The sequence below is a fragment of the Ancylobacter gelatini genome, from assembly GCF_022601675.1.
Taxonomy (GTDB): domain Bacteria; phylum Pseudomonadota; class Alphaproteobacteria; order Rhizobiales; family Xanthobacteraceae; genus Ancylobacter; species Ancylobacter gelatini.
The window spans coordinates 198,438-225,399 of sequence record NZ_JAKVIL010000007.1 but is presented as its reverse complement, the minus strand read 5'-3'; the positions used below and the strand labels follow the sequence as shown (position 1 = coordinate 225,399).

The following is a 26,962-nucleotide window of genomic DNA, read 5'->3' as shown; positions in this document are numbered from 1 at the left end:
GATATTGCTCCGGTGACAGGGCGGCCAGAGCGTCGGGGTTCTTTATGAAATGGGCGCTCTTCATGATTATCTCCTTCGATATCCATGTAGAACTTTCCGTTATTCGGCAGCAGCGCCTGACTTCGGAACCCTTCCTATCGTTTTACGGAAGCGGCGTGCGTGATGGTTGATCATCGTGGCGCCAGCGAAGGATCAGTCTTCCGCGCGACGTTCGAGATAAGCGGCGCGTGCCACATCCATTCGAGGTGCGTTCTCGACGACCCACTCCGCCAACGTCTGTACGGGCATCAGGAACTCGCGCCCCAGTTCAGTCAGGGCGTATTCCACCTGAGGCGGGTTGACCGGCGTAACCGTGCGAGTAACGAAGCCGTTCTGCTCTAGATCCCGCAGTGTCGATGCAAGAACCTTCTGACTGATCTCGCCGACTTCGCGTCGCAACGCGTTGAAACGGCGTGGCCCATGCCCGAGCACGCGAACCACCAGCAGGGTCCATTTGTCACTGATCCGCGCGAGCAGCCGGCTGATGTGTTCGCACCGGGCGGTATCCTCGTGGTCATCTGGTTTCGCGAAAGTGCCTCCTTGTCCCGGCATGAACACTCCTCGTAATCTGGTTACTATCGGATACCATTATATATGAGGATAGCATGAGTACCAAACCCCGCATTGCCGTCATCGTCGGTTCCACCAGGCCCACGCGTTTTGCCGATGTGCCGGCGCAATGGATTCTGAAGCAGGCTCAGGCCCGCGGTGACATGGATGTGGAGCTGGTCGATCTGCGCGATCATCCGCTCCCCTTCTTCGACGAGGTCGCCTCCAATATGTGGGCGCCGAGCCGGAACCCCGAGGCGATCCGCTGGCAGGAGACGATCGCCCGTTTCGACGGCTACATCTTTGTCACCGCGGAATACAACCACTCGATCACCGGCGTTTTGAAGAACGCGCTCGACCAGGCCTATAAGGAGTGGATCCGCAAGCCATTCACCGCCATCGGCTATGGTGGCACGGGCGGCGTGCGGGCGATCGAGCATCTTCGCTTGATTGCGATCGAGCTTCAGATGGTTTCGACGCATGCGACCGCCCATATCGGCGGGAGCGACTTCTTCGCCGTGCATCCGGCCTTCGGGAACAAGCCGATCGAGGAAATCGAGGCGAATCTCCTGCCATCGACGACGGCGGCTCTGGACGAACTGTTCTGGTGGGCCAAGGCGACCATGGCTGCCAAGTCCGCCGGCGCCTGACGCGCCGGACGAGCGCCTCCGAAATCGAAAAGGCTCGCTGACGATCGCCGCCCGCGAGCCTTTTTTGTGAGTATCGGCCAAGCTAGGCAGTCGGCCTCGCCGTCCGGCACTCACCCGCAAGGTCAAAGCACCTTCGTTTCGCCGCCGTCGATGCGGATTGCCGTGCCGGTGATCCAATGGCTTTCGGCCGAAAAGAGGAAGGCTATCGCGTTGGCGACGTCTTCGGGCTGCCCGTAGCGGGCGATGCCCACCTCGGCCGCACCCCGATCAATTGCCGTATCGAGTGAGAGACCGTGCGAGTCAGCATAGCCCTGAAGCATCATCAGGCGGCGGTCGGTCATGACCGATCCGGGCAGGATCGTGTTGACCTGCACCCCATCCTCAATGCCCCGGTCGGCAAAGGCCTTGGCAAGCGCGAGGATCGCCGCATTGATGGTACCTACGGCGGCGAGCGACGCCTTGGGCGTACAGGCTGACGTACCCGACATGATCGCGACCGAACCCTGCGTAGCCTTGAGCGCATCCCATGCCGCGAGTGTCAAACGCCGGGCGGAGTGGAATTTGAGCGCCAATCCGTCGTCCCATTGCTGGTCGGTCAGCGCGAACAGGTCTGCCGGTGAGACCGCGCCGGCGATGCAGGCGACGGCATCGATCTGCCCGAAGCGCTGGAGCGTCGCTGCGACGACCGCTCCCGCTGCATCCGGCTGGCGCAGGTCGTGGACCCGAACAAGCGGCTCTGCACCTGCCGCCCGGACCGTTTCAGCAGTCTCCTCCAAGGCCTCTCGGGTTCGCGCCACCAGCGCAAGGCCGCTGAAGTCGCGAGCCAGCCGCACGGCCGTTGCGCGACCGATACCGCGACTGGCACCCGTCACAATCGCCACACGTTCCATCAGACGCGAGCCTCGGCGATGGCCAGCGTGTCGATGTACTGGCGGAAGGTGGTGATCTTGCCGTTATGAATTGTCCAGACGTGGGCATAGCGGGCACGCGAGGTTTTGCCTGTCGCGCCATGCACGCCCGTGAATTCCCCCAGCGAGACGACGGTCTCGCCTTCAGCGATGAACTCCGCCGGCACCAGAGAGAAGCTCGACCATTCCGCCATCAGCGGCTTGAAAAGGCCCTCCGCGACCTTTTCCGGTCCACGCCCCTCTACTTTGTAGTGCCACATCGTCGTCCACTCGATGTCGGACGCCATAAGGCCAAGAGCGCCCGGCGCGTCGCCTTTGGAAAGCTTTTCGTAGAAGTCGCGAACGGTATCGCTAGCGCTGATCATGGTCTGTCTCCGAAGTATCGGACGGACGCGGCCGCCCCGTGCTCACTGAAATCCGGCGGCGACAGGAAGCAGCGCCCGAACCAGGGCCGATCACCCGATATGCCCGGCCAGAAACTCGCGCATTGCCGCGCCGATCTCGGCGGCATGGGTTTCGAGCGCGAAGTGCCCGCTGTTGACGAAGCGAACCTCCGCCGCCGGTACGTCACGCTTGAACGCCTCGGCGCCCGGCGGAATGAAGAACGGGTCGTTCCTGCCCCAGATTGCCAGCACCGGCGGCTGATGCTCGCGCAGATAGGCCTGAATGGTGCCGTAGAGCGCGACGTTGGTCTGGTAGTCGAGCAGCAGGTCGAGCTGAATCTCGTCATTGCCGGGACGCGCCAGATAGAAGTCGTCGAGGTTGCGCCCGTCGGGCGACACCTTGCTCGGATCGTCGACGCCGTGCGTGTACTGGAAGAGCGTCGTCTCCGGCGCCAGAAAGCCGCGCAGCGCGTCGCGGTTGGCTTGGGTCGGCTCGTTCCAGTAGGCCATGACGGGTGCGAAGGCGCCCGACACACCTTCGACATAGGTGTTGCCGTTCTGGGTGACGATCGCGGTGATCCGGTCGGGGTGCTTGACCGCGAGCCGGAAGCCAACCGGAGCGCCATAGTCGAAGACGTAGACGGCGAATTTGGTCAGACCGAGAACCTCGGTGAAGCGGTCGACGACGTTGGTGATGTTCTCGAACGTGTAGTCGAACTGGTCGCGGGTGGGCTGTTCGGTCATGCCGAAGCCGGGCAGATCCGGGGCGACGACATGGTAGTGCTCAGCGAGTTCGGGGATCAGGTCGCGGAACATGTGGCTCGCGCTCGGGAAGCCGTGCAGCAGCAGCACTGTCGGGCGGCTTGCGTCGCCAGCCTCACGGTAGAACAGCTTGAGGCCATCTACATCGACGGTGTTGAAACGAATGGTCATTGGAAGGCTCCTTGATTTCAGGGCGTGAAGAGGGGTTCGCGGGCCCGGCTTCGCGCCCGCATCGCTTCTTGCTGAGCTTGGGGTGAGGATCAGGCCGCCGCGGCCGTCCGGGCCGTCACGACCGGGAAGTCGATTTCGGTCTTCAGCGCTTCATTGACGTAGTTGGTGAAGGTGTTGAGCGCGACATGGGCGATGATTTCGACGATTTCCGCATCCGAATATCCCGCGTCCTTGAGCGCCCGGATATCGGCGTCGCTTGCCTGTCCGCGTCCGCGGGCGAGCTTGACGGCGAAGCGCACGGCGGCGTCCGCCTTGACGTCGTTGGAGGCGCCGTTTCGGTTTGCGGTGATCTCCGCGTCATCGAGCTTGGCGAGGTTACGGGCGATGTAGGTGTGAGCGGACAGGCAGTAGCCGCACTCATTCACCTCGGCGATCGCCAGTGCGATCCGCTCGCGGGTCTTCGCGGCCAGCGCGCCTTTGCCGAGGGCGCCGGAGAGGCCGAGATATCCTTCCAGAGCCGCCGGGCTGTTGGCGACGATACGAAACAGGTTCGGCACGGTGCCGAGTTGCTTCTGGACGGCAGCAAGCAGGGGCTGCGATTTTTCGGGGGCCTGTTCGGTGGCGGGGGTCGGGATGCGGGACATCGTGTTTTCTCCTGGATCGGTTGTTTCGCTCTCACCCAATTGGAGTACTCCCTTCCGAAACTGCCCAGCAGTCGCTAACGTCGAAAGCCTCACTTCCGCAAAACGAGAGGGAAATGGACAGGTTCGAGGCAATGCGCACGCTGGTCGCAGCGGTCGATGGAGGCAGCCTGTCCGCCGCCTCCCGGTCGCTGAACGTGCCGCTCCCAACCGTCAGCCGCCGCGTTTCCGACCTTGAGAGCCTGCTCGGTTCGCAGCTTGTTGTCCGCACAAGCCGCAAGCTCCTGCTCACGGAAGCTGGCACAGCCTATGTCGCATCGGCGCGAAGGGTGCTCGAGGAGTTGTCCGAGGCAGAGCGCGCCGCATCCGGCGAGTATCGCGCGCCGCGCGGCGAGTTGCTCGTCACCGCGCCTATCGCGTTCGGCGCGCTCAATGTCGCGCCGATCGTCCACGATTTCCTTTCGGCCTATCCCGATGTGACCGTCCGGCTTGTACTATCCGACAGCAACATCGATCTCATCGAAACTCACGTCGACGTCGCGGTCAGGATCGGCCGCCTGCCTGACAGCGCGCTGGTCGCGCGCAGGGTCGGCGAGGTCGGGTGGATCGTCTGCGCAAGCCCGGATTATCTCAAACGAAGGGGCGAGCCGGAAACGCCCGCCGCGCTGGTCGACCACGACTGCATCGCGTTCGAAGGACTGCGACGTTATCGGGAGTGGCCCTTCGTCGACGGGAATGCCACGCAGCAGGTGATGATCACCCCCCGCTTCTCGGTCAATACCGCAGACGGCGTCGTGGGCGGCGCGGTCGCTGGCGTCGGAATCGCCCGCGTGCTTTCCTACCAAGCGGCGGCAAGCATCAGAGCGGGGTCACTCTTGCCGATATTGGTGGAGCGGGCGCCTCCGCCCATGCCCGTGCATCTGGTCCATGCCCCGCACCAGCAACAGCCGCTGAAATTGCGTGCCTTCCTCGATTTTGTCGCGCCACGGCTGCAGCAGCGTCTCCAAGCCATATCGCATGACATTGCCGGTGCCGGGCAAGGCTCTTCGACACCCCCATAATCACGACACACGCGCGCCCATCACGGCGAGAAAGACCCGTCGGGCCCGAGACGATGCCACATGGGGCGGGCTGCATTCCTCGAAAGCGCTCAGCCTCATTGACGTAAGGCGCGATCCACGAGAGATAATCATCCTACTTGACAATGCGTGAGCAAGCAGTCATTTATTGCGCAAGGATGATGGCAAATGGCGCGACCCAGAAGCGAAGAAAAACGTGAGGCGATCCTGGCGGCGGCGATGGAATTGGTTGCCGAACAAGGTCTCGGTGCCGCGACAGCCGAAATCGCCAGGGTGGCTCACGTGCCGCATGGATCGGTGTTCACCTATTTCGGAACGAAATCCGCTCTGCTCAATGAGCTCTATGTCGCGCTGAAGACAGAGCTGTCTGAGACCATCCTGGAAGCGATGCCTGGCGACGGTGATGTTCGCGAGCAATTGCATCATCTGTGGGTGTGTTGGACGGGCTGGGGCGTTTCCAATCCATCGAAGCGGCGGGCGCTGGCCCAGCTCGGCGTCTCGGACCAGATTACCGAAGCTAGCCGAAAGGCGGCGGCAGTCGTCGCGGGCCCAGCCGTCGCAGTTGTAAATCGAGCACGATCGACCGGCGCGTTGCGGGATGCACCTCTGGCTTACGTGGGAGCGCTTGTCGAAACGATGGCAGGGACAACGATCGATTTCATTCTCCACGACCGTGGCAATGCGGAAGTCGTCCGCGATGCAGGTTTCGAAGCCCTTTGGCAGGCGTTGAGGTGAATTTTTCCGCCGTAAAAATGCGCGTCTGCTCAGTCATTATAGGAGTTGTTCCGTGAGAGCCATTCAAGCCACCCAGTTCGGCGGTCCGAGCGTCCTGACGGTGATCGACCTACCCGATCCGACCCCTGGACCGGGCCAGATCGCGATCGACGTCACTCACGCCGCGGTCGGTCTCATCGACCTCCTTTTTCGCCAGGGGCAGTTCAAGGATGCCCCCGGCATGGCGCAGCCGCCCTTCATTCCCGGCCTGGAAGTGGCCGGAACGGTGCGAGCGCTCGGCGATGGGGTGACCGGGTTTGCGATTGGCGAAAACGTCGTCTCGATGTCGGCCGGCGCCGGCACCGGCGGGTATGCCTCCGTGTATATCGCGCCCGTGCATGGCGTCGTGTCGATCGAAGGCTCCAATGTCGATCCTGCTCTCGCAGTCGCGATGATTCCCAATGCCGCGATGGCCCACGTCGCCCTCAGTCTGGTCGCCAAGCTCGGCAAGGGAGAAAGCGTGCTGGTGCACGGCGCCCTTGGCGGCTTCTCCTCCGCATTTCCCAGTATCGCAAGGCAGCTCGGCGCTTCGCGAGTTGTTGGCACGGTCCGTCTAGGCAAGCTGGAAGCAGCGGCGCACACGAAACTGCCCTACGATCGGATCGTCGACTCCGCCGAGTTGCCCGGCGTGCTTGAGGGCGAGAAGTTCGATGTGATCATCGATCCCGTTGGCGGTGCCGTCCGTGGCCAGAGCTTTGCGTTGATGAAGCCGGGCAGCCGTCTGATCGTCGCCGGCAATGCCAGCGGCGACTGGGCGCACAGCGTGAAGACCAACGATCTCTGGCTGGGCAGCACAACCGTGGCCGGCTTCAATGCGGGCGCCCTTCTGCCGTCGCACCCGCAGGCTTTACGGCGAGGCCTCGAGGCGGCCTTGAAAGCGGTAGCCTCGGGACTGTGCGACATTCCGGTTGATATACTCCCCTTCAGCGAGGCGGTAACCGCACACGAGCGGATGGAGAGCCGCGATCTGTACGGGCGCATCGTCCTCACGCCGCAACTGTGACTCGGCCAGGCCGGAATCGAACACGCTTCGCTGCGCGTCTGGCATGCTTTCTTTCGTCGGCTACATAGTTGAATGCAGAGTTATGCTGTTGCAAAATACCTGACGTGCACCAGCTGATCGCGTGGATTGATCTCATGGCTTACAATCATAACAAAAGCGCTCATCGGCGACGACGGGAATGCCGCTTGTTTAACGTCACAATAACATACAGCGGCGGAAGAGAGGACGCTGGCGCGCAATGATCGATCAGCCACTTACGCGCATTTCACACACGGATCTTGAGGAACTTCTTTCTACGCTGGAAGTCGATTTTGTGGATCTATTCGAATGTGTCGTAGGTGCTGGCTGGAAACTGGAGATGTCGGGTTCGCCGGCCCCAGGAATGCACTATAATATTTCCGGCGGCGGGCGTTTAATCATCGCTGGACGGGCGCCCATCGCGTTGGAGCCCCATACACTTGTTATTGTTCCGGCCCAGACGCCCCTCGTGATCGAAGGCCCTCCCGTTCGGTCGGAAAACTGGCAAACCGTTCGAGTGGGGGTGCCGGCGGGCGGACCTAACCATGTTGAGAGACTGGCCGCCGGGGACGGCACGTGTCCGCAACTCATGCTCGTGTGCGGTTACGTCAAGGCGAACTATGCAGGATCTCTTGATCTCTTTGCCGGTCTTTCAATGCCAATTATCGAAAGGTTCGACGAGACGACGGCGCTGACCCCTCAACTTAAAGCTGCGGTTGCTGAACTCATTCGCCAAGAAATAGGCATGAAGGCAATGACAGCGACGTTACTCAAAGAAGTCCTCATCGTGCTCCTGCGCCGATCAATGACTTCGATGAACGAATGGGTGGAGAGGCTTTCGCTCTTGCAAAGCCCGCAGATCGCGCGCGCTTTCTCCAATATGGTCGCGCGGCCCGAATTTGCCCACTCCGTTCAATCTCTTTCACAGAGTGCAGGTCTCAGTCGCTCTGCTTTCATGGCGCGCTTCCAGGCAGTTTTCGGCACACCGCCGATGACCACACTGCGTCAGATACGTATGAGACACGCAGCCTCGCTGCTCGCCATTGGCGATCTCTCGGTCGATCAGGTTGGACGTATTGTCGGGTACAATAATCGGAGCGGTTTTTCGCGTGTATTCCGAAAGACGTACGGTACTGATCCTTCGGAATATAGGGCCCACAAGCGGCAATCCCGTTAGGTTCAGGACCTGCGAATAGTGCTCGGGCTGGGATTCACGGCCTTCGATGAGAAGGCCGTGATGAGTGACCTATCCCCGCTGAGCCTGCGGCGGACGGAGCGGGTATCGCCGCTCTCCCCCTTGCACATGGCGTCCCGCGGGTTGATCACCGGCGAGTGGTGAGCGGGATGGTCTCTGTGATCCGCAATTGAAGGACGCACCGGCAGGCCACGGTCCCCACGGGCCACCTACAGCCGCTCATCCGCTGGAGCCGGCTCGGCGTCTCCAACCGCATCTTCGCCGGGCTTTCTGGCGACGAACCGCAAGCACGGCACACCGTGATCGACGCGACACATCTGAAGGCCCGCCTACAGCAGGCTCGTTCAACAGGGGGATGCTCACCGTTGTATCGGGCGAACCGACGACGGGCTGAACTTGAAGCTCCACACCGTTTGCGACGGCGACGAACCGGCGATCATCCTGCCGCTGGCAGGACAGATGAGCGGCCACAAGCTCAAAGACTGGCGGCGCTCGCCACCCGCTACGACCGATGCGCCCACAACTTCTTCCCGGCCACCTGCGTCACGGCAACCGTCATCTTCTGGCTCTGATCAATGTGTCGCGAGCCTGGAGTGAGACGGTAGGTTTTTCAATTCGTCCGCTTCACTTACTGAGCGGCGGGTAACCCCGTACGTAAATCCAGTCGGTCGATTTGGCGGGAATGTGGCAGCCCTGGCAGTCTGCGCGGTAATTTGTAGATGTCGTTTTCGTCGGCTTGTCGACATCGAACCAGGACCAGCCCCAACCGTCACCCCACAGCTTGTTCTCGGGAAATTTATTTGTGATCGACTTCACCATGACAAACCACCCTTCAAGCTTATCCTCCCGCGAGACAGTGCCCGTCGTCATGCGATCAGTTTTCGCCTGAAACACTTCTTTGACCAGAACAGCCCCCTCAGGGAACTTGCCCGTCTTCCGATATTCATCGATAACGCCGGGAGAGGCGTACACCGTGTGAATTTGCTCAGATCCAGCGGTCTGGCTCGCAGCAACCGCCCAAGTACCCAAATACTGATAGAGGGTCCGATACTCGGCGGGCACATGAAGATTGCCCTGAGCGTCGGCGATCGAGTCGACTGCAGCCACTGTCTGCGAATCCGCGGGATGCGATAGCAACCCGGCGACGATCCCAATCCCTACAATCACGGAAATGGATAGTACAAGACCTTTAGCTCGCATCGTTCCCACCTACGCCACCGCCACGATCATTATCGCCTTATTCTTCTGCGCGATAAGGGCCACGTTAATTATAATATATACGAATAAATAGCGCGATATGACACATAATTACTTGTTTTTATTGCCCATCGACATCACTTTTCTTATTTAATATAATTTTAGCCCGCGTATACCAGGGCCGTACGCAATCAACTCGTCGCTCCGATTTTAAGGCAGGAAGTCCGTCTATAGGTCCGAATTTGGTGACCAGACGTCTATAATTGACAGGTGCACTCCAGCATTTCCTTGAATCCCGGCCGGCAAGAGCCCGGGTCTTTTCATGCTTGATCCGAGACTGGCCTGTGTTGCCGCCGCTGGGGATCCCGACATGTCGCGCGCCGTTGCAGCGCTGGGAATTCGCAACAGGACTTGCCCGTCCCGATCAATCCAGTAGGAGCGGCGTCCCGACATGCACCGGCCCGGCATCGCTTCGAAGCCGATGGCCGCCATGCTATCCGCAGCCGGCTCCTCATCTTCCGATGAGGCTGCACGCAGATCTATGGTAGCGCAGCTCGGCGCCAGCCGCCTCGATCATCGCGCGGCCCCTTGGCTGGACAGTCTGCCACCGGCCCCATAGGTGCCCCAACCTAAGCTTGTGTAATCTCACCGCACCGCTTGCGCGCGGCCCCCCGGGGTTGAATTTGTAGTGTCGCCGGTGCCTTTGGCCGAGGGAACCGATCCCGGCTGCGCGCTGCGCCTGCGATCAGGGCTGCGCGAGCCGTCCAGCGGCGAAGTCGCGGGCGAGAGCGATGAAGGCTTGGAAGGCTGCTGAGGGATTGCGTCGATTGGAATAATAGAGGCAGAGGGGGACGAGCGGCGGCGTCCAGTCTTCGAGAATGCGGACAAGCCGCCCCGCCGCGATGTCATCACGGACATCGGTTTCCATGAAATAACCGATCCCCACGCCGTTCGTTACCGCGATCCGGGCCAAGGAGGCTTCGTCGAGGGTGATCGGGCCCTCGACGTCAAGTTGCAACTCTTCGCCGCCCTTCTCAAACCGCCATCGAAACAGTGCGCCAGTCGGAAGCCGCACGCGAATGCAGGGGAAATTGAGTAGTTCCTGCGGCACCTGGGGAATAGTCCTGCTTTGAAAGAAGTCGGGGGATGCGGCAACCGCCATGCGCCGCATCTGGCCCAGCGGAATAGCGATCGCGTCGCTGGGCACCAAATCCGCGCTGCGCACTCCGAGATCGAAGCCCGCCGCCACGACATCGACAAGGCGGCCCTCGGTGACCAGGTCGATATGAACCTGCGGATAGCGCTGTAGATAGGCTAGAACGAGTGGCGCCATGATCTCGCGCGCCGCCGTCGCGAAGGCGTTGATGCGCAAGGTGCCTGACGGCGTCTCCTGCTGGGAGCGCGCCGTGTTCATCGCCTTTTGAATGTCCTCGAGCGCTGGTTTGACCTGCCCGACGAAAATCCGCCCGGCGTAAGTGAGCGAGACGCTGCGCGTGGTGCGATTGAACAATCGCACGGCAAGCTCCCGCTCGAGCTTGCCCACCGCGTTGCTGATGGCCGTGGTCGATATGCCGAGATCGAGCGCCGCAGCACGAAACGAGCCGCACCGAACGATGGCAAGAACCGCCTCGAGCTCGATCAGTGAATGGCGGCGGCTCATTATTCCGTTTTTCGTGACACCTTATGCCGATTTGTCTCGATTATCAGGAGAAAAGTCCATGGCTAAATAGGCGCCATCACCGTCGAGGAGATGAACATGCCAATCAACCTACCCAAACCAGTCGCCGACTATATCGAGGCAAACGCCCGGCTCGATATCGACGGCATGTTGAAGCCTTTCTTGTGCGACGCCGTCTTCATCGACAATGGCAAGCACTTCGCGGGGCAGGCCGCGATCCGCCAGCTATTCGAGGAAGAAGTGATCCCGGTAAAGGCGATCTTCACGCCCGATACTGTTCGGAAAGACGACGGCGATGTCTTGGTTGAAGGTCCTGCCCATGGCGACTTCCCGGGCAGCCCGCTCCGCTTCACTTATCGCTTCACGCTGATGCACGGCGCCATCAAGACCCTGGAGACCACGGTATGAGCATCAAGGCCGATCCGACCGAGTTCGCCGGCAAGCGCGTGCTCGTCAGCGGCGGCACCAAGGGTCTCGGCCGCGCCACGGTCGAGCGCTTCCTCGCCGGCGGAGCGCGCATCATCACCGCCGCCCGGGCAATCAAGGATCCCATAGAAGGCGTCGAATATGTCCAGGCGGACCTGACCACGCCCGAGGGCGGCGAAACACTGGCCAAGGCGGCGCTCGAGCGGCTGGGCGGCATCGACATCCTTGCCCATGTTGTCGGTGGCTCGGCTTCGCCGGCCGGTGGCTTCGTCGCGTTGACGGACGAGCACTGGCTTGCCGAGCTTAATCTCAATTTGCTGGCGACCGTCCGGCTCGACCGCCTGCTGATCCCGCAGATGCTCGCGCGAGGCGCGGGCGTCGTCGTGCACGTCACCTCGATCCAGTCGGTCTTGCCGCTGCCCGAATCGACGACGGGTTATGCCGCCGCGAAGGCGGCACTAAGGACCTACAGCAAGTCGATCTCGAAGGAACTCGGTCCCAAGGGCGTGCGGGTCAACACCATATCGCCCGGCTGGATCATGACCGAGGCCACTGGGGACTTTCTCGAAATGCTTCGGGCGGCCAATGGCGGCACGATCGAAGACGCGCGTCAGTCCGTGCTCGATGCCTTAGGCGGGATCTCGATCGGGCGGGGAGCCGAGCCCGAAGAAGTGGCCGACCTTATCGCCTACCTCGCCGCCGACCGGGCCGCCGCGATCCATGGCGCCGAATTCGTCATCGATGGCGGGACGATCCGCACCATCTGAGGGTGACGCAAGACGCTCGCCCCCGAAGGGCGGGCGAGAGCCTGAGTGCAGCGATGTCCCGCAAAAGCCCGCTTCAGGTCGAGATAAGGTCGTGCCCGATTGGGATTTTCCGCGTGCGCTGTTCGACATCGAGAGACGGGATTGGTGCGCGTCGCGCGATTGGAAGGTGCTGACCGTCCGGAGCCGGCCCAGTAACAGCCGCGGAACGTCATTCCCTCGACGGAGGCGTATGGCGTGTGCCAACGGCCACACTGGGGTGGAAACGACGGGAGTTGCGGTTCACGGGAGCTTCCCCTCATGGGTTGGCGGGGTTCAGAACGCGCCGATTAAACGATCCGCTTTACTGTCTTCTGCATACGGCGGCGCCCAGCGTTGGGCGCCGCCTGTTCATAGGGTTCAAAGGTCCGGGAAGAGCCCCCGAACCGGACTCACGCTCTCCAGCAGCGAAGCCACATGCAGGATCGTGGACTCTGCGTGCCACGCGCCGACAACCTGCACGTTGATCGGCAACCCTTCCCGGCTCGTTCCAAACCGCATGGCCAGACCGGGCAGCCCGGTGACGTTGAGGGGTACGGTCGCTCCCTGAAGGTAGGTCGCGTCCACCGTCTGGCCATCGATGGTGAACTCCTCGACCCCGTGTTTGTGCGCCGGGATCGGCAATACGTGGGTGATCAGGGCATCGAAGCGGGCAAAGTAGTCGGCGTAGCCGTCGCGCAGCCTTTCGGCCGCCTGCTCGGCGTCGATGAAGTCGGACATCGACGTGTCGGGCAGCGACAGCATGGTCTTCGACATCTTGTACATCTCGGCTTCGTGGCCGCTCGTCGCCTCGCGGAACGCGGGCTTCATCTCCATGACATGAAGGCGGTTGAACACGTCGAGGGCGAAGTCGCGCTCCAGCGCCGGAATTCCCACGTGCTCGACGTGGACGCCCAGATCCTTCAGGGACTCCGCCGCGGCCTTGACGGTCGCCGCGACCTCGGCATCGACGGGGCCAAAGCCGGGACCGACCATCCAGCCCACGCGGAGCGGACGGCCCGGATTAGGTCCGATGCCCGCATCGAACTGGCCGGAGATGGCCGCAAACGCGTCCCGGCCGTCTGGCCCGGCGAGTTGCGCGAAGGCCAATGCGACGTCGCGCACCGAACGCGCCATCGGCCCGACATGCCAGAAGCGGCGCGGCGCCCGCGGCCAGATACCCGTCATGGGCACGCGGCCATGCGTCGCCTTCATGGAGGTGATCCCGGTCTGCGCGGCTGGCCCGCGTACGGAGATGGCAAGGTCGGTGCCCAGGCCTAGCGGGGACATGCCTGCTGCGATCGCGGCCGACTCGCCGCCGCTCGAGCCGCCCGGCGTGCGGGTCACGTCCCACGGGTTGTTCGAGCGGCCGGACAGGAGATTGTCGCTCTCGATCCAGTAGGAAAACTCGGGCAGGTTGGTCTTCGCCAGGAGGATGCCACCGGCCTTCTTCATACGGGCGACGCTCGTGGCATCCTCGTCCGGCGTCCGTCCCCGGAAGATCGGCGAGCCGCGCTGCGTGGGCACGCCTGCGGTGTCGATCGAATCCTTCACGGTGAAGGGGACGCCGTGCAACGGGCCGAGCTCCTCGCCGGCCATGACGGCCGCTTCCGCAGCCTTGGCCGCGTCGAGCGCGCCTTCAGCGACCGTGACGATCGCGTTGATCGGCGGGTCGATGACCTCGATGCGATCGAGGTGCGCCTGCATGACCTCAACGGGCGAGATCTCCCGGGTGCGGATGAGCTCCGCCAGCTTCGTTGCGTCGAAACGTGTGATCGGGTGTGTCATGTGCTGGTCCCTACCTGTCACTTGATAGGCAAGCTCTAGGGCTTCCCAAACCGGGCGTCAACGTCTATCTGTCACTTGATAGGTAGTCGGGACGAAGGTAGGCTATGGGCTCGAATGTGAGAGAGGACATCCTGGCGGCCGCAAAGCGTGCGGCGCAGGCGCACGGATACAGCGGTCTCAATTTCCGGGAGTTGGCGGCCGAGGTCGGGATCAAGGGCGCGAGCATCCACTACCATTTCCGGACAAAGGCCGACCTCGGCGCGGCCGTGGCCAAGCGCTATTGGGAAGACTCGCAGACCGTTCTGGAGGGCTTGTGGAACGACGGGGCTGATCCCGTCCGCGCCCTTGCGGAGTATCCGAACACGTTCCGCCAGTCGCTGGAAAACGGCAACCGAATCTGCCTGTGCAGCTTCATGTCCGCCGAGCACGACGACCTGCCGGATCCCGTGAAGCAGGAGGTGTCAAACTTCGCCGAGATTAACGTGGCATGGCTGGCAAAAGCCCTGTCGGTGGCGACCGACATGGAAGCGTCCGCGTGCGAGCGACGTGCCCGCGCCATATTCGCGGCCGTTGCCGGTGCCCAGCTCATGGCCCGCAGCCGTTCGGACATCTCCGTGTTCGACGCGCTGATCGAAGGCTATCGCGACGCGGGTCTATTGCCAGCGTAACGGCCGCGGCGAGGATGCGGCAGTTACATGTGTAACTTGACCGGAGACCCTTTTCTCCTCGGGCTTAGGAAGACGCCCGCGGTCTTCGCGCCCGCTTCCTGCTCCTTCAGCATCCCGATGATCTTTTCCTCGGTGCTGTTTCCCAGGCGCCCATGCTGTGGTGCCGACGGTCTGCGCCGAATGGAAAACGTGTAAACTGGCTCACCCGGACAGTCACGGCGCAGCATTTCAAGAACATTTCTAATATTTCCGAGCCGCATTGATGCATTCGACCTTTTCGCGCTACTGCGTTGCATCACCCATTTGGGCCGCGAACCGGAGAGGCGGATCGAGCCGATGTCCCGCAATGACGCATTGCGTGAGCTATTCGATGCCGAGCGATCGTCGATCCTGCGCTTCTTCCGGCGCGTGACGGGTTCGGCGGTTCAGGCCGAGGATCTGTCGCAGGACGTCTTCGCGCGGCTCGCGGCGACCAATCTCGCGGCGATTGCCAATCCGCAGGCCTATATGCGCAGCATCTCCGCCAATGTCGCGACCGATCTCATTCGCCGCGAAAGCCGGCGGCGGCTAAGCCATGCCGAGATCGACGATCTGCTCGATGCGCCCGACCCGGCGGCGGACCCGGAGGCCACGCTCATCGCCAAGGATCAGACCGAGCGGCTGATGGAAATGCTCGCGGAACTGCCGCCGCGCCGGCGTACCATCCTGCTGGCGGCCCGGCTCCACCGCACCCCGCACCGCGACCTCGCGCGCGAGCACGGGGTCAGCGTGCGCACCATCGAGATCGAGATCCAGAAGGCGCTGGCGCATTGCGCGCGTGCGCTGACCGACTGAGCGCAGCCATATTGTCCGCGCACCCTCCCATGACGCATATAGGCTCAGGGCCGCGCCTTCCGGGCGCGCGCGTCGCCGGCCATGGGGAGCAGGGCGCAGGCATGACGGGCAGTGACGGCATCGGCGACGCCTCGGGCGCGCTGCAGGACGAGGCCATTGCGTGGGTGGCGCTTCTCACCTCGGGGGACGCCACGCGCGACGATGCGGTTCGCCTGAAGGTCTGGCGTGCGCGCAGTCCTGCGCATGAGATCGCCTTTCGCCGCGCCAGCGCCGTCTGGCGCGGCGTGGGATCCGCCCCGGCCCCGTCCCGCCTGTCGCGCCGCCTCTTCCTCGCCGGTGCCGGTGCCGGTGCCGCGCTCGCCGCCGGGTGGGCGGGAACGATGATCGGCGTGCTGCCCGGTCTCGACCAGCTTCTGTCCGATCACGCCACGGCGGTCGGCGAGCAGGCCCGCATTGATCTGCCGGACGGCTCGCTTGTCGATCTCGACGGCGCCAGCGCGCTGGATGCCTCGTTCTCCGCCGGCGCCCGCGCCGTGACGCTCGTCGCGGGCGCCGCCGCGTTCGCGATCGCCACCGATCCCCGCCCGTTCCGCGCCGCGATAGGTCCGGGGGAAGTGACGGCGGCCAATGCCCGCTTCGCCGCCAGCGTCGGCGCGCGCCAGATAGTGATCGACTGCATCGAGGGCCGCATCGAGGTGCGGTGCGGGGGCGTGACGACCTTGCAGGCGGGCGAGCGCGCCCGGCTCGCCGCAGGATCGATCGCCGGAGGATCGCTCGCCGGGCGCGAGACGCTTGCGCCGGACGCGGCGGCTTCGTGGCGGCGCGGACTGCTGGTGTTCGCCGACCAGCCGCTGGCCGATGTCGTCGCCGACATCAACCGTCATCGGCGCGGGCGCATCGTTCTGGCACGGCCGGGATTGGGCGAGCGGCGCGTCGACGGCGTTTTCCATCTCGACCGGGGGGACGAGATCGTCACCAATCTCGCGGCGGCGCTGAAGCTGCGCGACACCTGGCTGCCGGGCGGCGTGGTGCTGCTGAGTTGAATTTTTTCGCCGCGGCGGATTCGGGTCTGCCGATCTGCATCGTCTTGTCCTTGTAGCGAATGCCGTGACGCATTCTGGGGCTCAAGGACGGGGACGGTCGGGTATGACGGGGATGGGTAACGGCCGGGCGCGGCGCGCGGCGCTGCTGGCGGGATGCGCGCTCATGGGGCTCACCCTCGGTGTCGGGGGCGCCTTGGCGCAAGGCGCGGCAGTGGTCGCGGTGGCGCCCTCGGCGCGCTACGCCATTCCTCCCGGCCCGGTCTCCGGCGCGCTGGCGGCATTCGGCGCGACCAGCGGCGTGCAGATCGTCTATGACAGTGCCATCGCCCGCGGCCTCGCCTCGCCCGGCGTGTCCGGCACCCGCTCCCCCGAACAGGCGCTGGCCGCGCTGCTCGCCGGCACCGGCCTCAACTGGCGCTTCACCTCTCCGCGCTCGGTCACCATCGAGGCTCCCGCGCCGAGCACGGCCTCGGTGGTCGTGGGCGAGGACATGATCGAGCTCGACGCCATCACGGTCTCCGGCGAGAAGCTGGCGCGCGATCTCTCCAATGTCTATTCCAGCGTCGGCGTCGTCACCGGCGAGCAGTTCTTCGACTACGCGATCGAGGACCTGCGCGGCGCGCTCAACAAGCTCGCCAACACACGTGTCTCGAGCGCCAATCGCGGCAATAGCGGCATCGTCATTCGCGGCCTGTCCTCGGACGGCATCACCCAGCCGACCAATTCCTCCCCGACCATCGCGCTGATCATCGACGGCGCCTCGCAGAATGGCGAGGGCATCCGGCGCGGCAATCGCGGCACCTGGGATGTCGCCGATGTCGAGGTGTTCCGCGGGCCGCAATCCACGCTCCAGGGCCGTAACGCCATGGGCGGCGCGGTGGTGGTGAACACCAACGACCCGACGTGGAACTACGAGGCCGCGCTGGAAGGCGATGTCGCGGGCTCGTCGGATTCGGGCGATTTCAGCAGCGGCGCCTTCATGCTGTCGGGTCCGATGGTCGACAATCAGCTCGCCTTCCGTGTCGCCGGCCAGTATTTCAAGGACGAAAGCGGCATCGGCTATGCCGATCCGCTGAACGAGGATCTCGGGCAGGGGCATTTCGGCCAGCTGCGGGCGAAATTCCTGCTGACCCCCGCCGCACTGGACGGTTTCGAGGCGCTGTTCACCGTCAGCCACACCTCGGACCAGCCCTCCGTCTCGGCGGTGACCGGGCCGGACTTCTTCGCCCGCCGCTTCGATTCCGACGTCTCCGCCGTCGAGCTGCGCCAGACCGACGTGACCAGCGTCGTCGCCAATGTCTCGCAGGAGCTCGGCGCCGGCATCAAGCTGCGCTCGGTCACGGCCTATATCGAGACCGACGCGACGATCGAAAGCCCCGAAGGCGCGGTCGCCTTCATTCGCGACGAGGTGCGTCCCGGCAATGATTTCACCGAGGATCTCCGCCTCGAATTCGAAGAGGGCATCCGCCCGCTGAGCGGTGTCATCGGCCTGAATATCGGACGCTTCAGCTACAAGCGCGATTCGAACATCACGGTGACCAACGCCGCCTATGGCCTGTACGACATGCTGTATCAGGACATTCTGGGCACCAGCACGCTGACCTCATACGCGCTCTATGCCGACATGCGCTACGCCTTCGCCGAGCGGTGGTCGCTCATGTTCGGCGGTCGCCTCGGCTATGAGACCGTCGACGTCACCAATGCCGGCGAGGTGCTGAACCTGCGTTCCTTCGGCTACGACACCATCGATCAGGCCGCCTCCACCGACTACACGGTGGCGCTGCCCAAGATCGGCCTCGCCTATGAGATCGACGCGAAGCAGAACCTCGCCTTCACGGTCAGCGAAGGCTTCCGCGCCGGCTTCGCCGCCGTCGATACCTATGGCAATCCCTACGAGGTCGAACCCGAGACGCTGTGGGCCTACGAGGTGGCCTACCGGTCCAAGTGGTTCGACGACCGGCTCGAATTCAACGTCAATGGCTTCTACTACGAATACAGCGATCTGCAGGTCACGGTCGAGGATCCCAATCCGCTGTTCCGGCAGTCCATCACCATGAATGCCGGCAAGGCCCATGCCTATGGCGCGGAATTCGAGCTGCGCGCGCGCCTCACCCAGGAATTCTCCGCCTTCGCCTCGCTGGGTCTTCTGAAGACGAAATTCGACAGCGCGGTGACGGCGACCGGCGACTATACCGGCAACGAGTTCCCGGAGGCGCCCGCCGCCACCTTCAACATTGGCGGTGTCTATCGCCACGCCTCGGGTTTCTTCGCCTCGGCCGACCTGTCCTACACGGATAGCTATTATTCGGTGGGCGACGTCGCCAACACCGACGACGAGCGGGTCTCCGCCTTCACCCTCGTCAATGCGGCGGTGGGCTATGAGGCGAAGAACTGGTCGGTGACGCTTTACGCCAAGAACATCTTCGATGAGCAGTATCTGACCAGCATCTACATCGACGACTTCGGCTCGGAGGCGAATATCGGCGACGGCCGGGTGATCGGCGTGCGGGCCCGCGCGACGTTCTGATGCGGACAGCGGCAGAGCCTGCGGGCATGGACGCGCCACGAAGCGGCGCGGGCGAGACGACGGAGGCGGCGCGGATCATCGGCGCCGCCTTTGGCGTTCTCGCACGCCACTGGACGCTGCCGCAGGCCGATATCGGCCCGATCGAGCTCGGCTTCACGCCCCTGCCCGCGCTGTTCGGCGCCGAGCGGTTCCTGACGGCGATGCTGGCGCGCCAGCAGGCGGCAACGCCAGGCCTCGACGAGAAGGGGGCCGCGGCCTTCTTCATCTCCGAATACTCCAACCTGCTCGGCATCCTGGCGGCGGTGCCGTTCCTGTCGCACGGCTTTGTGCCGGACCTGTCGGCGGCGAACTGCGCGCTCTCGGCGCAGCTTCCGCCGGACGAGGCGCCGCATGTGCGGCTGCGTCTGCTGAAGGCGGGCGGCGTGACCGACCGCGCGCCCGCGCCGGCAGACGCTTCATTCCGGCTCGTCGATCATGACGGCCTGTGCGAGGCGCTGTCCGAGGTTCTCGAAGCCCATATGGCACCGCTGATCGACAGCCTGCACGCCCGCACCGATCTACCGCGCCGCGCGATGTGGCGGCTGGTCGGCGATGCCGTGGCGATGCGCTTTCTGGAAGCGAGCCAGCGCCTTGGCTGCGAAGCGGCGGCGAAGGAGGACGTGATGGCGGCGCTGATGCGGCCCGGCTCGCCCTTCGCCAACCGGCAACTGCACTTCTTCGACGTCGAAATCCGCGCCGACACGCCGCCGCGCGAGGTGCTCGCCCGCCGCACCTTCCGCGCGCGTGGCGGGTGCTGCCGCTTCTACACCGCGCCGGGTGGCTCGCTCTGCACCAGTTGCGTGCTGGTCAAGCCCGAGGAGCGACGCCGGCGCATCGAGGCGCGGATGCGCGCCGAACTCGGCCTGCACTCGCTTCCGCCGGAGCCGACCGACCCGCTCGACCCCACTACGCGACTTCCCGAGGGCGACGCATGAGTTTCCACCTTGTCGTTCTCACCCTCGCTCTCGCCGCTCTGGGCGCAGTCGCGCCCCCGGCACAGGCGTGCGACGGGCGTCTCGTCACATCGGCGGACATCCTGCACGCGCCAGTCTGCGTGCCCCTCGAACCCCGGCGCATTGTCGTGCTCGACCCGGCCTTCAGCCTCGGGATGGGGCTGGAACTGGAGCTGCCGCTGCTGGGCGCGCCGCTCGCCCTGATGAGCGATACGGCCCTCCGCGAGAAGGCGCTGGCGCGTGGCGTGGTGGATCTCGGCAGCTTTATGGAGCCCAGCGTGGAGCGGGTGGCGGCGTTGAAGCCCGACCTCATTCTCGGCACCGCGCTCGCCGACCGCGCCTATCCCCTGCTGTCACAGCTTGCGCCGACCGTGCTCATCAATGCCGGCGACTGGCAGGACTATCTGAAGCTCGTCGCGCAGGTCGCCGGGCGAACGGAGCGGGGACAGCAATTGCTGGATGGCTACCGAGCGCGCGTTGCCGCCCTGAAATCCCGCGTCCCGGACATTCGGGTTTCGATTGTACGCATCACCCCCTGGGATTTTCAGGTCTATCTCGACGGGCCAAAGGCCTATGGCCCCTTCGCGGTCCTGCGGGATGTCGGCGTGCGGCGCTCAGCCTATGAGACGACGACGGGCAGCGAGACCCTTAAGCGCCCGGACTGGGAGGCGCTGGCCGGGCTTGAGGGCGACATGCTGCTCTACATCGTGGGCGGCGTGAACAACTCGGCCACAAGCGGCCGGCACGAGGAGGTGCTCGCCAACCCGCTCTGGCAGATGTTGCCGGCCGTGAAGGCTGGGCGCGTGCATCGTCTCGATCCGGCGGTCTGGATGGAATTCAGCGGAGTCGGGTCAGCGCATCGCGTGCTGGATGATGTCGAGCGCTTCATCATCGCTCAGCCATGACCGCATCCGACGCGGCGCCCCTCCCCCAGCACCGACGGCCCCGCTGGCTGCGCGGCTTCGGCCTGATCTTGGCCGTCGCGGTCCTGCCGGTGCTCGCGCTATGGGCGCTGAACGTCGGCAACGCCGCCATTTCGCTCGACCGCCTGATCGCGGCCGCTACCGGGTTCGACGCCTCGCGCGAGCATGTCATCCTGTGGGAGGTGCGGTTGCCGCGCGTGTTGGCCGGGCTGCTCGTCGGCGCGCAGCTGGCGGTCGCCGGCGCCATCATGCAGGCGGTGACCGCCAACCCGCTGGCGTCCCCCGGCCTGCTCGGTATCAATGCCGGAGCGGCGTTCGCCGTCGTGTTGGCCATTGCGCTGGCGGGCATTGACGGCGCCGGCACGCTCATGTGGTTCGCCTTCCTCGGTGCCGGCGCAGCGGCAGTGGCGGTGTATGCGCTCGGTTCGGCGGGACAAGGTGGGGCAACCCCGCTCAAGCTCGCCCTCGCCGGCGCGGTGCTGACCGCTTTCCTCGCCTCGCTCACGACCGTGATCCTGCTGCGTGACCAGACCACGCTGGACAATGTCCGCCTCTGGTCCGTCGGCAGCCTGAGCGGCCGCCCGATGGCTGCCGTTCTCGCCATCGGCCCGTGGGGCCTCGCCGGGCTGGCCGGCGCCGTGCTGGCAAGCGGGCCGATCATGACGCTGAGCCTCGGCAGCGACCTGTCGCGGGCGCTCGGCCAGAGCATCGGCCTCTGGCGGGCGATCAGCGCCCTGATGGTGGTGCTCCTCGCGGGTACCGCGGTGGCGCTGGCCGGCCCCGTCGGCTTTGTCGGGCTGGTCGTGCCGCATATGGCGCGACTGCTGGTCGGCCCCGACTATCGCTGGGTCATCGCCTACAGCGCTCCCCTCGGTGCCGGGCTGGTGGTGATTGCCGACACGGCCCTGCGGTGGCTGTCCGGCGTCGACATACCCGTCGGCGTGACGCTGGCGCTGGTGGGAGGGCCGGTCTTCATTGCGCTGGTGCGCCGGCAGGGATGGAACCTGCGATGATGGCCGTGGCGCTGCCGGCTCTCCTCATCCTCCCGCTCGCGGCGCTGTCGCTTTCCTGGGGCGATGCCGGTCTGGCGCCGGGCGATGTCGCGGCGTGGCTGTCGGGCGATCCGGTGGCGGCGGTGCTCGTCGGCTCGCTGCGCGCCCCTCGCCTCGCCGCGGCGCTGCTCGTCGGCGCCTGCCTCGGGGTGGCCGGGGCGATCACCCAGGCGGTGATGCGCAACCCGCTCGCCGAGCCGGGCCTGCTCGGCATCAATGGCGGCGCCGGATTTGCCGTCATGCTCCTGATCGTCCACCCCACGGCACCGACTGGCCAGTGGCTTCCGGTGGCCGGCTTCGCCGGGGCGGCCGTGGCGGCGGGCGCGATCTATGCGCTGTCCTGGAATGGTGGCACCTCCTCGATCCGGCTCATCCTGATCGGTATCGGCGTGTCCGCTTTGACCGGTGCCGGCATCGCCTTCATCACCGCCTTCGGCGAGGTAAGCGCGGTTCAGCGCGCCATGAGCTGGATGGCGGGAAGCCTCTATGGCTCTGATTGGACGAGGGTTTCCGTTCTCCTCGCATGGGCGGTGCCGGCGCTGGCGGCGACCTGCCTGCTGTCGCGCGAACTGGGGCTGATGGCCTTTGACGACGACACGCTCCGGGGACTAGGCCTGCGTCTCCAACTGATGCGGGGTATGATGATCCTGTTATGCACCCTGCTTGCCGGCGCCGCCGTCGCCATGGCCGGCCCGATCGCCTTCATCGGCCTGATCGCCCCGCATCTCGCCCGCCTGTCGGCGAAACCCCGCTATCTTATTCCAATCACGGCCCTTTACGGTGCCATGTTGCTTCTCGCCGCCGATATAATGGCGCGGGCCCTGATGCTCCCCGCCGGCATCCTTGCGCCGCTGATCGGCGCTCCATTTGTGGGATTTCTCTTGCGGAAACAAACCCATGAGTGACGCAGCCGGGACGGCTCGCCTCCGGGCGCACGCGATCAGTGTCGGGTATCGCAGCCGGGATGTGCTGCATGATCTGACGCTGGCCGTGCCCACGGGCCAGTTTACGGCCCTGCTCGGTCCGAATGGCAGCGGGAAGTCGACCCTGCTTCGCGCATTCGCCGGCCTCACGACCCTGCGCGCCGGGGAAGTGACGCTCGACGGACACGCCCTCTCCACATTGTCACGCCGGCGGCTTGCCCAATATCTGAGCCTGCTGCCGCAAACACCGCACGCGCCCGATGACCTTGCGGTCGGAGATCTCGTCGCGCAGGGCCGCTATCCGCACCGTCGCCTGTTCACCCCCTGGAGTTCGCAAGATCAAGCTATCTGCAATGATGCCATGCGGTTGACGGATGTTGATGACCTCGCCGCGCGCCCACTCGGCCGTCTGTCAGGCGGCCAGCGTCAGCGTGCCTGGATCGCAATGACCCTGGCCCAGTCCGCCGACATCCTGCTGCTCGACGAGCCCACTACCTATCTCGACATCGCGCACCAGCTCGACATTCTCGATCTGCTCCGCCGACTCGTGCGCGATCAGGGAAAGACGATCGTCGCGGTTCTTCATGACATCAACCACGCTGCCCGCTTTGCCGATCGCATCTGTCTGCTGAAGGAGGGCAGGATCGTCAGCAGCGGCGCACCCCGCGACATCATCCAGCCTGACAGCCTCAAAGAGGTGTTCTCGATCGAGGCCACCATTCTTCACGACCCGCAAGATGGCGTTCCCGTCTGCGTCGCCCGACGCTGAGCCAGCACCGACAGCAGGGCCAACGTCCCAACATGCGGAACGCTGGACGGATCTTCGGGGCGCAGCCACCGTTGAAACCTTGCTCGACTTCATCAGGCCGCACCCGCGCAACTCGGCCGGACAGGGTGCCGCGGAATGCCTGCGAACGCCGCTTCAGCCCTGCTGCGGCGGTGGCTGTGAGCCCGTGAACCGGACATTCAGCGTATCGAAGGCGGTCTGGAACACGTTCTGATGCACGTTGGGGATCAACGTCAGGTCATCTTGCGGCGAGGCCACCCAGTCGGCCGTCCACACCGCGAGCGTGGTGTCATCGGCGGTGACCGGATAGAGCCTCAGGCCCGCGTGGTAATTGAGCCAGGGCATCGGGCTCAGGTTGATCTTGTAGCGGAACGCTGTGTCGCGATCGGAGAGATAGGTGAGTTGCTCGTGCAGCCGCCCGTCGCCGAAGAGGAAGTCGCGCACGCCGCCCACCTTGTCGCTTCGAGCCCCCTCCAGCATGGCCATTTCATGGATATCGGGGTGCCAGCGCGCCATGCCAGCGAAATCGCGAACCGCCGCCCAGGCGACGGCAAGGGGAGCGGTGAGCCGGGATGCGCAATAAACCTTGGCCGGCCGCAACCCCTGCCAGCGTGGGACAGCAGCCACAGAATGCGTCGCACCCTCAAGCTTCGCCGCCAGCGCCTCCAGCCCAGCAGCGAAGACACCATTTGAGATGATGTCGACATATTTGCCGGCGTCCTGGGGCGCCTCGTCGAAGCTTGCCTCCCAGATTGCCAACGTCTGCTCGCCGGTAGTCAGCGGGACGAGCGTGAATCGTGCCTCGTAGTTCTCCACCGGAAAGGCAGGGGTTTCGAAATTATAGGCGAAGACGTAGCGGCTATCGTCAAGCGTTAGCAGCCGCTCGCGCACAAGCGTGCCATCACCGAGATGAAACGCCCGGACACAGCCGACCACATCGGCGTCGCACCCGTCCTCGATGACGCTGTCCACGATCGCCGGGTGCCAGGCCGGCATGCCGTTGAAATCGCGCGCCAGCGCCCAGGCCGCCTCGACAGGCGCGGCAATGATACGGCTCGCATAGGCTTTTGCCATTGTTTTGTCCTCCCTGATCGCCGATCCGCGCTCAGCGCGAGATGGCCTTGAAGCGGCGGGTCTGGTCGGTCAGTGCCTGCTCGGTCGGCAGCCGCTCCATGCTGCTGGCGCCGTAGAAGCCGTGGATGCCCTCGCAATGGGCCAGCACATAGGCGGCATCGTCCGGCTCGGCGATCGGCCCGCCATGGCACAGCACGATGACGTCCTTTCGCACGGACCGCGCGGCCGAGGCGATGGAATCGATCCGCGCCACGCAGTCGTCGAGGGTGAAGGCGGTCTCGGCGCCGATCGCCCCGCCGGTGGTCAGCCCCATATGCGCGACGATGATGTCGGCGCCGGCCTGCGTCATGGCGCGGGCCTCGTCCTCGTTGAACACGTAGGGCGTCGTGAGCATGTCCTTCTCGTGGGCGAGGCGCACCACGTCGACCTCCAGCCCGTAGCTCATGCCGGTCTCTTCCAGATTGGCGCGGAAGGTGCCGTCGATCAGACCGACGGTTGGGAAGTTCTGGATGCCGGAAAAGCCCATCGCCTTGATCTGTTCGAGGAAGTAGTCGAAGGGGCAGAACGGGTCGGTGCCGTTCACCCCGGCGATCACCGGGGTGTGCTTCACCACCGGCAGTACCTCCCTGGCCATGTCGAGCACGATCTCGTTGGCGTTGCCATAGGCCAGGACACCGGCCAGCGAGCCGCGCCCGGCCATGCGGTAGCGGCCGGAATTATAGATGACGATCAGGTCGATCCCGCCGGCTTCCTCGCATTTGGCGGAAAGGCCGGTGCCGGCGCCGCCGCCGATGATGGGCTGGCCACGGCGCACCATGTCCTGAAATTTGGCGAGAAGGGTCGAACGCTCGATGCGTGCCATGTCAGACTCCAGGGCTCAAAGGCCGGGTGCGATGTCGCGGAAATGCGCGACGAGGGCGTCGGCGAATTCCGGGTCGTTGATGTGATGGGGAAGGCGGATCAGCCGCCGGCGATCGGTGGTGCGCACCGTCTCCTCCAGCGCCGCGAAGAGGGCGGCATCGGCCTCCGGGTCGTGGAAGGGCGCGCCGGGCGCGTCGATGGCCGAGACGCCGCCTTCGGGGATGAGGAAGCGCACCTCGCCCTCGCAGGCATTCAGCTTCTCGCCGATCCAGCGGCCCATGCGGGCGTTCTCCGCCGGCGTGGTGCGCATCAGCGTCACCTGCGGGTTGTGGATGTAGAACAGCCGGTCGGAATAGGCGGCGGGAACCGTGTCGCGGGCCCCGAAATTCACCATGTCGAGAGCCCCGCAGGAGCCGACATAGGGCAAACGCATGCGCGCCACGGCGCCGAAGCGGTCCGGTGTGCAGGGAAACACGCCGCCCATCAGGAAATCGCACACCTCGGTCGTGGTAGCGTCGATCAGCCCGGCGAGCAGGCCGGAATCGGCGAGCTTCTCCATGGACTGTCCGCCCGTGCCGGTGGCGTGGAACACCAGCGCGTCGATGCCCGCCCCCAGTCGCTCGGACACCTGGTTCACGCAGGTGGTGGTGACGCCGAACATCGAAATCCCGACCGCCGGCCGGCTGTCGGTGGCCTGCGGCGGGGCCGTGCGGGCCATGCCCGCCATGGCGTGGGCGGCATTGGCGAGAATGGTGCGCGAGAGACGGTTGAGCCCGGCGAGATCGGTCACCGCGTACATCATGGCGATGTCGCTCGGGCCGACATAGGGGGCGACGTTTCCGGAGGCGACGGTGGAGACGATCAGCTTCGGCACGCCGATCGGCAGCGCGCGCATGGCGGGCGCCACCAGCGCAGTGCCGCCGGAGCCGCCGAGCCCGACGATGCCGGCAACATCGGTGCGCGCGGCGATGAAGCGCTCGAAGGCCAGCGCCATCGCCGCGACGGAGCGGCCGCGGTCGCCGGTGAACACCGCGCCCGGACCTTCCGGATGCCAGCTCGCCACCTCCGAGGCGGGAATGTCCGCCCCCGCTCCCGCCTCGTGGGTCGACAGGTCGACGAGGATCGCGCTGACCCCCTCGGCCTCGATCCGCGCCTTCACATAGGCGAGTTCCTCGCCCTTGGTGTCGCAGGTTCCCGCGACATAGACCCGTCCCATGGCGTTCTCCTGAATGCTT

General features: G+C 64.8%; 27 protein-coding genes. 16 read left to right on the top strand and 11 right to left on the bottom strand.

What is annotated here, in order from left to right:
- Positions 1–192: 192 nt before the first annotated feature.
- On the bottom strand, positions 193–591 hold the full coding sequence (locus MKI84_RS14375; protein ID WP_241620560.1) for a winged helix-turn-helix transcriptional regulator: 399 nt from the start codon (positions 589–591) through the stop codon (positions 193–195).
- A 53-nt stretch (positions 592–644) separates the two neighbouring features.
- On the opposite strand from MKI84_RS14375, the gene MKI84_RS14370 reads away from it, so the two are divergent.
- Positions 645–1,238: an NADPH-dependent FMN reductase gene (locus MKI84_RS14370; protein ID WP_241620558.1), complete on the top strand. Its 594-nt coding sequence runs from the start codon at positions 645–647 to the stop codon at positions 1,236–1,238.
- Positions 1,239–1,360: 122 nt separating this feature from the next.
- Here MKI84_RS14370 and MKI84_RS14365 read toward each other — a convergent pair whose 3' ends face one another.
- From MKI84_RS14365 to MKI84_RS14350, 4 genes are all read right to left on the bottom strand, one after another.
- Positions 1,361–2,128, bottom strand: a complete 768-nt coding sequence (locus tag MKI84_RS14365; RefSeq protein WP_241620556.1) for an SDR family oxidoreductase — start codon at positions 2,126–2,128, stop codon at positions 1,361–1,363.
- Positions 2,128–2,511 carry a nuclear transport factor 2 family protein gene (locus MKI84_RS14360; RefSeq protein ID WP_241620554.1) on the bottom strand — a complete coding sequence of 128 codons (384 nt, stop codon included), beginning with the start codon at positions 2,509–2,511 and terminating at the stop codon, positions 2,128–2,130. Before MKI84_RS14360 ends, MKI84_RS14365 begins: the two co-directional genes overlap by 1 nt.
- 90 nt (positions 2,512–2,601) lie before the next feature.
- Positions 2,602–3,462, bottom strand: coding sequence for an alpha/beta fold hydrolase (locus MKI84_RS14355; RefSeq protein ID WP_241620552.1), 861 nt, complete (start codon positions 3,460–3,462; stop codon positions 2,602–2,604).
- Between the two features lie 89 nt (positions 3,463–3,551).
- The gene (locus MKI84_RS14350) at positions 3,552–4,106 is read right to left on the bottom strand and encodes a carboxymuconolactone decarboxylase family protein (protein ID WP_241620572.1); all 555 of its coding nucleotides are present in this window, start codon (positions 4,104–4,106) and stop codon (positions 3,552–3,554) included.
- Positions 4,107–4,219: 113 nt separating this feature from the next.
- Here MKI84_RS14350 and MKI84_RS14345 point away from each other — a divergent pair, with 113 nt between their 5' ends.
- From MKI84_RS14345 to MKI84_RS14330, 4 genes are all read left to right on the top strand, one after another.
- The gene (locus MKI84_RS14345) at positions 4,220–5,164 is read left to right on the top strand and encodes a LysR family transcriptional regulator (protein ID WP_241620551.1); all 945 of its coding nucleotides are present in this window, start codon (positions 4,220–4,222) and stop codon (positions 5,162–5,164) included.
- A 186-nt stretch (positions 5,165–5,350) separates the two neighbouring features.
- A complete protein-coding gene (locus tag MKI84_RS14340) occupies positions 5,351–5,917 on the top strand; it encodes a TetR/AcrR family transcriptional regulator (RefSeq protein ID WP_241620549.1) in 567 nt (188 codons plus the stop codon).
- Positions 5,918–5,969: 52 nt separating this feature from the next.
- On the top strand, positions 5,970–6,959 hold the full coding sequence (locus tag MKI84_RS14335) for a quinone oxidoreductase family protein (RefSeq protein ID WP_241620547.1): 990 nt from the start codon (positions 5,970–5,972) through the stop codon (positions 6,957–6,959).
- A gap of 238 nt (positions 6,960–7,197) precedes the next feature.
- Positions 7,198–8,154: an AraC family transcriptional regulator gene (locus MKI84_RS14330; RefSeq protein WP_241620545.1), complete on the top strand. Its 957-nt coding sequence runs from the start codon at positions 7,198–7,200 to the stop codon at positions 8,152–8,154.
- Between the two features lie 642 nt (positions 8,155–8,796).
- Here MKI84_RS14330 and MKI84_RS14320 read toward each other — a convergent pair.
- The gene (locus MKI84_RS14320; RefSeq protein WP_241620543.1) at positions 8,797–9,279 is read right to left on the bottom strand and encodes a cytochrome P460 family protein; all 483 of its coding nucleotides are present in this window, start codon (positions 9,277–9,279) and stop codon (positions 8,797–8,799) included.
- An 835-nt stretch (positions 9,280–10,114) separates the two neighbouring features.
- A complete protein-coding gene (locus MKI84_RS14315) occupies positions 10,115–11,029 on the bottom strand; it encodes a LysR family transcriptional regulator (RefSeq protein WP_241620540.1) in 915 nt (304 codons plus the stop codon).
- Between the two features lie 96 nt (positions 11,030–11,125).
- Between MKI84_RS14315 and MKI84_RS14310 the strand changes: the two genes are divergently transcribed.
- Both MKI84_RS14310 and MKI84_RS14305 read left to right on the top strand, forming a co-directional pair.
- The gene (locus tag MKI84_RS14310) at positions 11,126–11,455 is read left to right on the top strand and encodes a nuclear transport factor 2 family protein (RefSeq protein WP_241620539.1); all 330 of its coding nucleotides are present in this window, start codon (positions 11,126–11,128) and stop codon (positions 11,453–11,455) included.
- Entirely contained in the window at positions 11,452–12,240 is a 789-nt protein-coding gene (locus MKI84_RS14305) for an SDR family oxidoreductase (RefSeq protein WP_241620537.1), read from the top strand. Before MKI84_RS14310 ends, MKI84_RS14305 begins: the two co-directional genes overlap by 4 nt.
- Before the next feature lie 396 nt (positions 12,241–12,636).
- Here the strand turns inward: MKI84_RS14305 and MKI84_RS14300 are convergent, their stop codons facing one another.
- Complete coding sequence (locus MKI84_RS14300) at positions 12,637–14,043, bottom strand: amidase (RefSeq protein ID WP_241620536.1); 1,407 nt, start codon at positions 14,041–14,043, stop codon at positions 12,637–12,639.
- A 104-nt stretch (positions 14,044–14,147) separates the two neighbouring features.
- Here MKI84_RS14300 and MKI84_RS14295 point away from each other — a divergent pair, with 104 nt between their 5' ends.
- From MKI84_RS14295 to MKI84_RS14255, 9 genes are all read left to right on the top strand, one after another.
- Positions 14,148–14,711 carry a TetR/AcrR family transcriptional regulator gene (locus MKI84_RS14295; RefSeq protein ID WP_241620534.1) on the top strand — a complete coding sequence of 188 codons (564 nt, stop codon included), beginning with the start codon at positions 14,148–14,150 and terminating at the stop codon, positions 14,709–14,711.
- A gap of 336 nt (positions 14,712–15,047) precedes the next feature.
- A complete protein-coding gene (locus MKI84_RS14290) occupies positions 15,048–15,545 on the top strand; it encodes an RNA polymerase sigma factor (protein ID WP_241620532.1) in 498 nt (165 codons plus the stop codon).
- 101 nt (positions 15,546–15,646) lie between these two features.
- On the top strand, positions 15,647–16,588 hold the full coding sequence (locus MKI84_RS14285) for a FecR family protein (RefSeq protein ID WP_241620530.1): 942 nt from the start codon (positions 15,647–15,649) through the stop codon (positions 16,586–16,588).
- A gap of 103 nt (positions 16,589–16,691) precedes the next feature.
- Positions 16,692–19,115, top strand: coding sequence for a TonB-dependent receptor (locus tag MKI84_RS14280; protein ID WP_241620528.1), 2,424 nt, complete (start codon positions 16,692–16,694; stop codon positions 19,113–19,115).
- Between the two features lie 26 nt (positions 19,116–19,141).
- Positions 19,142–20,089, top strand: a complete 948-nt coding sequence (locus tag MKI84_RS14275; RefSeq protein WP_241620526.1) for a ferric iron reductase — start codon at positions 19,142–19,144, stop codon at positions 20,087–20,089.
- Entirely contained in the window at positions 20,086–21,012 is a 927-nt protein-coding gene (locus tag MKI84_RS14270) for an iron-siderophore ABC transporter substrate-binding protein (protein WP_241620524.1), read from the top strand. Before MKI84_RS14275 ends, MKI84_RS14270 begins: the two co-directional genes overlap by 4 nt.
- A complete protein-coding gene (locus MKI84_RS14265; protein ID WP_241620523.1) occupies positions 21,009–22,043 on the top strand; it encodes a FecCD family ABC transporter permease in 1,035 nt (344 codons plus the stop codon). Before MKI84_RS14270 ends, MKI84_RS14265 begins: the two co-directional genes overlap by 4 nt.
- Complete coding sequence (locus MKI84_RS14260; RefSeq protein ID WP_241620522.1) at positions 22,040–22,987, top strand: FecCD family ABC transporter permease; 948 nt, start codon at positions 22,040–22,042, stop codon at positions 22,985–22,987. The genes MKI84_RS14265 and MKI84_RS14260 overlap by 4 nt, the downstream gene beginning before the upstream one ends.
- Positions 22,980–23,774: an ABC transporter ATP-binding protein gene (locus tag MKI84_RS14255; RefSeq protein WP_241620521.1), complete on the top strand. Its 795-nt coding sequence runs from the start codon at positions 22,980–22,982 to the stop codon at positions 23,772–23,774. Before MKI84_RS14260 ends, MKI84_RS14255 begins: the two co-directional genes overlap by 8 nt.
- Positions 23,775–23,927: 153 nt before the next feature.
- On the opposite strand, the gene MKI84_RS14250 is transcribed toward MKI84_RS14255, so the two are convergent.
- Genes MKI84_RS14250 through MKI84_RS14240 form a run of 3 tightly spaced genes read right to left on the bottom strand, consistent with a single transcriptional unit; the run spans position 23,928 to position 26,943 of the window.
- Positions 23,928–24,866, bottom strand: a complete 939-nt coding sequence (locus tag MKI84_RS14250) for an SRPBCC family protein (protein ID WP_241620520.1) — start codon at positions 24,864–24,866, stop codon at positions 23,928–23,930.
- A 31-nt stretch (positions 24,867–24,897) separates the two neighbouring features.
- A complete protein-coding gene (locus MKI84_RS14245) occupies positions 24,898–25,728 on the bottom strand; it encodes a phosphoenolpyruvate hydrolase family protein (RefSeq protein WP_241620519.1) in 831 nt (276 codons plus the stop codon).
- 15 nt (positions 25,729–25,743) lie between these two features.
- Positions 25,744–26,943: a Tm-1-like ATP-binding domain-containing protein gene (locus MKI84_RS14240; RefSeq protein ID WP_241620517.1), complete on the bottom strand. Its 1,200-nt coding sequence runs from the start codon at positions 26,941–26,943 to the stop codon at positions 25,744–25,746.
- Between the last annotated feature and the right edge of the window lie 19 nt (positions 26,944–26,962).

Coding starts and splice junctions, on each gene's coding strand:
- MKI84_RS14315 (WP_241620540.1), bottom strand. CDS start 11,029: ATGAGCCGCCGCCATTCACTGATCGAGCTCGAGGCGGTTCTTGCCATC.
- MKI84_RS14290 (WP_241620532.1), top strand. CDS start 15,048: ATGTCCCGCAATGACGCATTGCGTGAGCTATTCGATGCCGAGCGATCG.
- MKI84_RS14345 (WP_241620551.1), top strand. CDS start 4,220: ATGGACAGGTTCGAGGCAATGCGCACGCTGGTCGCAGCGGTCGATGGA.
- MKI84_RS14365 (WP_241620556.1), bottom strand. CDS start 2,128: ATGGAACGTGTGGCGATTGTGACGGGTGCCAGTCGCGGTATCGGTCGC.
- MKI84_RS14295 (WP_241620534.1), top strand. CDS start 14,148: ATGGGCTCGAATGTGAGAGAGGACATCCTGGCGGCCGCAAAGCGTGCG.
- MKI84_RS14285 (WP_241620530.1), top strand. CDS start 15,647: ATGACGGGCAGTGACGGCATCGGCGACGCCTCGGGCGCGCTGCAGGAC.
- MKI84_RS14310 (WP_241620539.1), top strand. CDS start 11,126: ATGCCAATCAACCTACCCAAACCAGTCGCCGACTATATCGAGGCAAAC.
- MKI84_RS14350 (WP_241620572.1), bottom strand. CDS start 4,106: ATGTCCCGCATCCCGACCCCCGCCACCGAACAGGCCCCCGAAAAATCG.
- MKI84_RS14250 (WP_241620520.1), bottom strand. CDS start 24,866: ATGGCAAAAGCCTATGCGAGCCGTATCATTGCCGCGCCTGTCGAGGCG.
- MKI84_RS14340 (WP_241620549.1), top strand. CDS start 5,351: ATGGCGCGACCCAGAAGCGAAGAAAAACGTGAGGCGATCCTGGCGGCG.
- MKI84_RS14360 (WP_241620554.1), bottom strand. CDS start 2,511: ATGATCAGCGCTAGCGATACCGTTCGCGACTTCTACGAAAAGCTTTCC.
- MKI84_RS14355 (WP_241620552.1), bottom strand. CDS start 3,462: ATGACCATTCGTTTCAACACCGTCGATGTAGATGGCCTCAAGCTGTTC.
- MKI84_RS14245 (WP_241620519.1), bottom strand. CDS start 25,728: ATGGCACGCATCGAGCGTTCGACCCTTCTCGCCAAATTTCAGGACATG.
- MKI84_RS14270 (WP_241620524.1), top strand. CDS start 20,086: ATGAGTTTCCACCTTGTCGTTCTCACCCTCGCTCTCGCCGCTCTGGGC.
- MKI84_RS14260 (WP_241620522.1), top strand. CDS start 22,040: ATGATGGCCGTGGCGCTGCCGGCTCTCCTCATCCTCCCGCTCGCGGCG.
- MKI84_RS14275 (WP_241620526.1), top strand. CDS start 19,142: ATGGACGCGCCACGAAGCGGCGCGGGCGAGACGACGGAGGCGGCGCGG.
- MKI84_RS14330 (WP_241620545.1), top strand. CDS start 7,198: ATGATCGATCAGCCACTTACGCGCATTTCACACACGGATCTTGAGGAA.
- MKI84_RS14240 (WP_241620517.1), bottom strand. CDS start 26,943: ATGGGACGGGTCTATGTCGCGGGAACCTGCGACACCAAGGGCGAGGAA.
- MKI84_RS14305 (WP_241620537.1), top strand. CDS start 11,452: ATGAGCATCAAGGCCGATCCGACCGAGTTCGCCGGCAAGCGCGTGCTC.
- MKI84_RS14255 (WP_241620521.1), top strand. CDS start 22,980: ATGAGTGACGCAGCCGGGACGGCTCGCCTCCGGGCGCACGCGATCAGT.
- MKI84_RS14300 (WP_241620536.1), bottom strand. CDS start 14,043: ATGACACACCCGATCACACGTTTCGACGCAACGAAGCTGGCGGAGCTC.
- MKI84_RS14280 (WP_241620528.1), top strand. CDS start 16,692: ATGACGGGGATGGGTAACGGCCGGGCGCGGCGCGCGGCGCTGCTGGCG.
- MKI84_RS14370 (WP_241620558.1), top strand. CDS start 645: ATGAGTACCAAACCCCGCATTGCCGTCATCGTCGGTTCCACCAGGCCC.
- MKI84_RS14375 (WP_241620560.1), bottom strand. CDS start 591: ATGCCGGGACAAGGAGGCACTTTCGCGAAACCAGATGACCACGAGGAT.
- MKI84_RS14265 (WP_241620523.1), top strand. CDS start 21,009: ATGACCGCATCCGACGCGGCGCCCCTCCCCCAGCACCGACGGCCCCGC.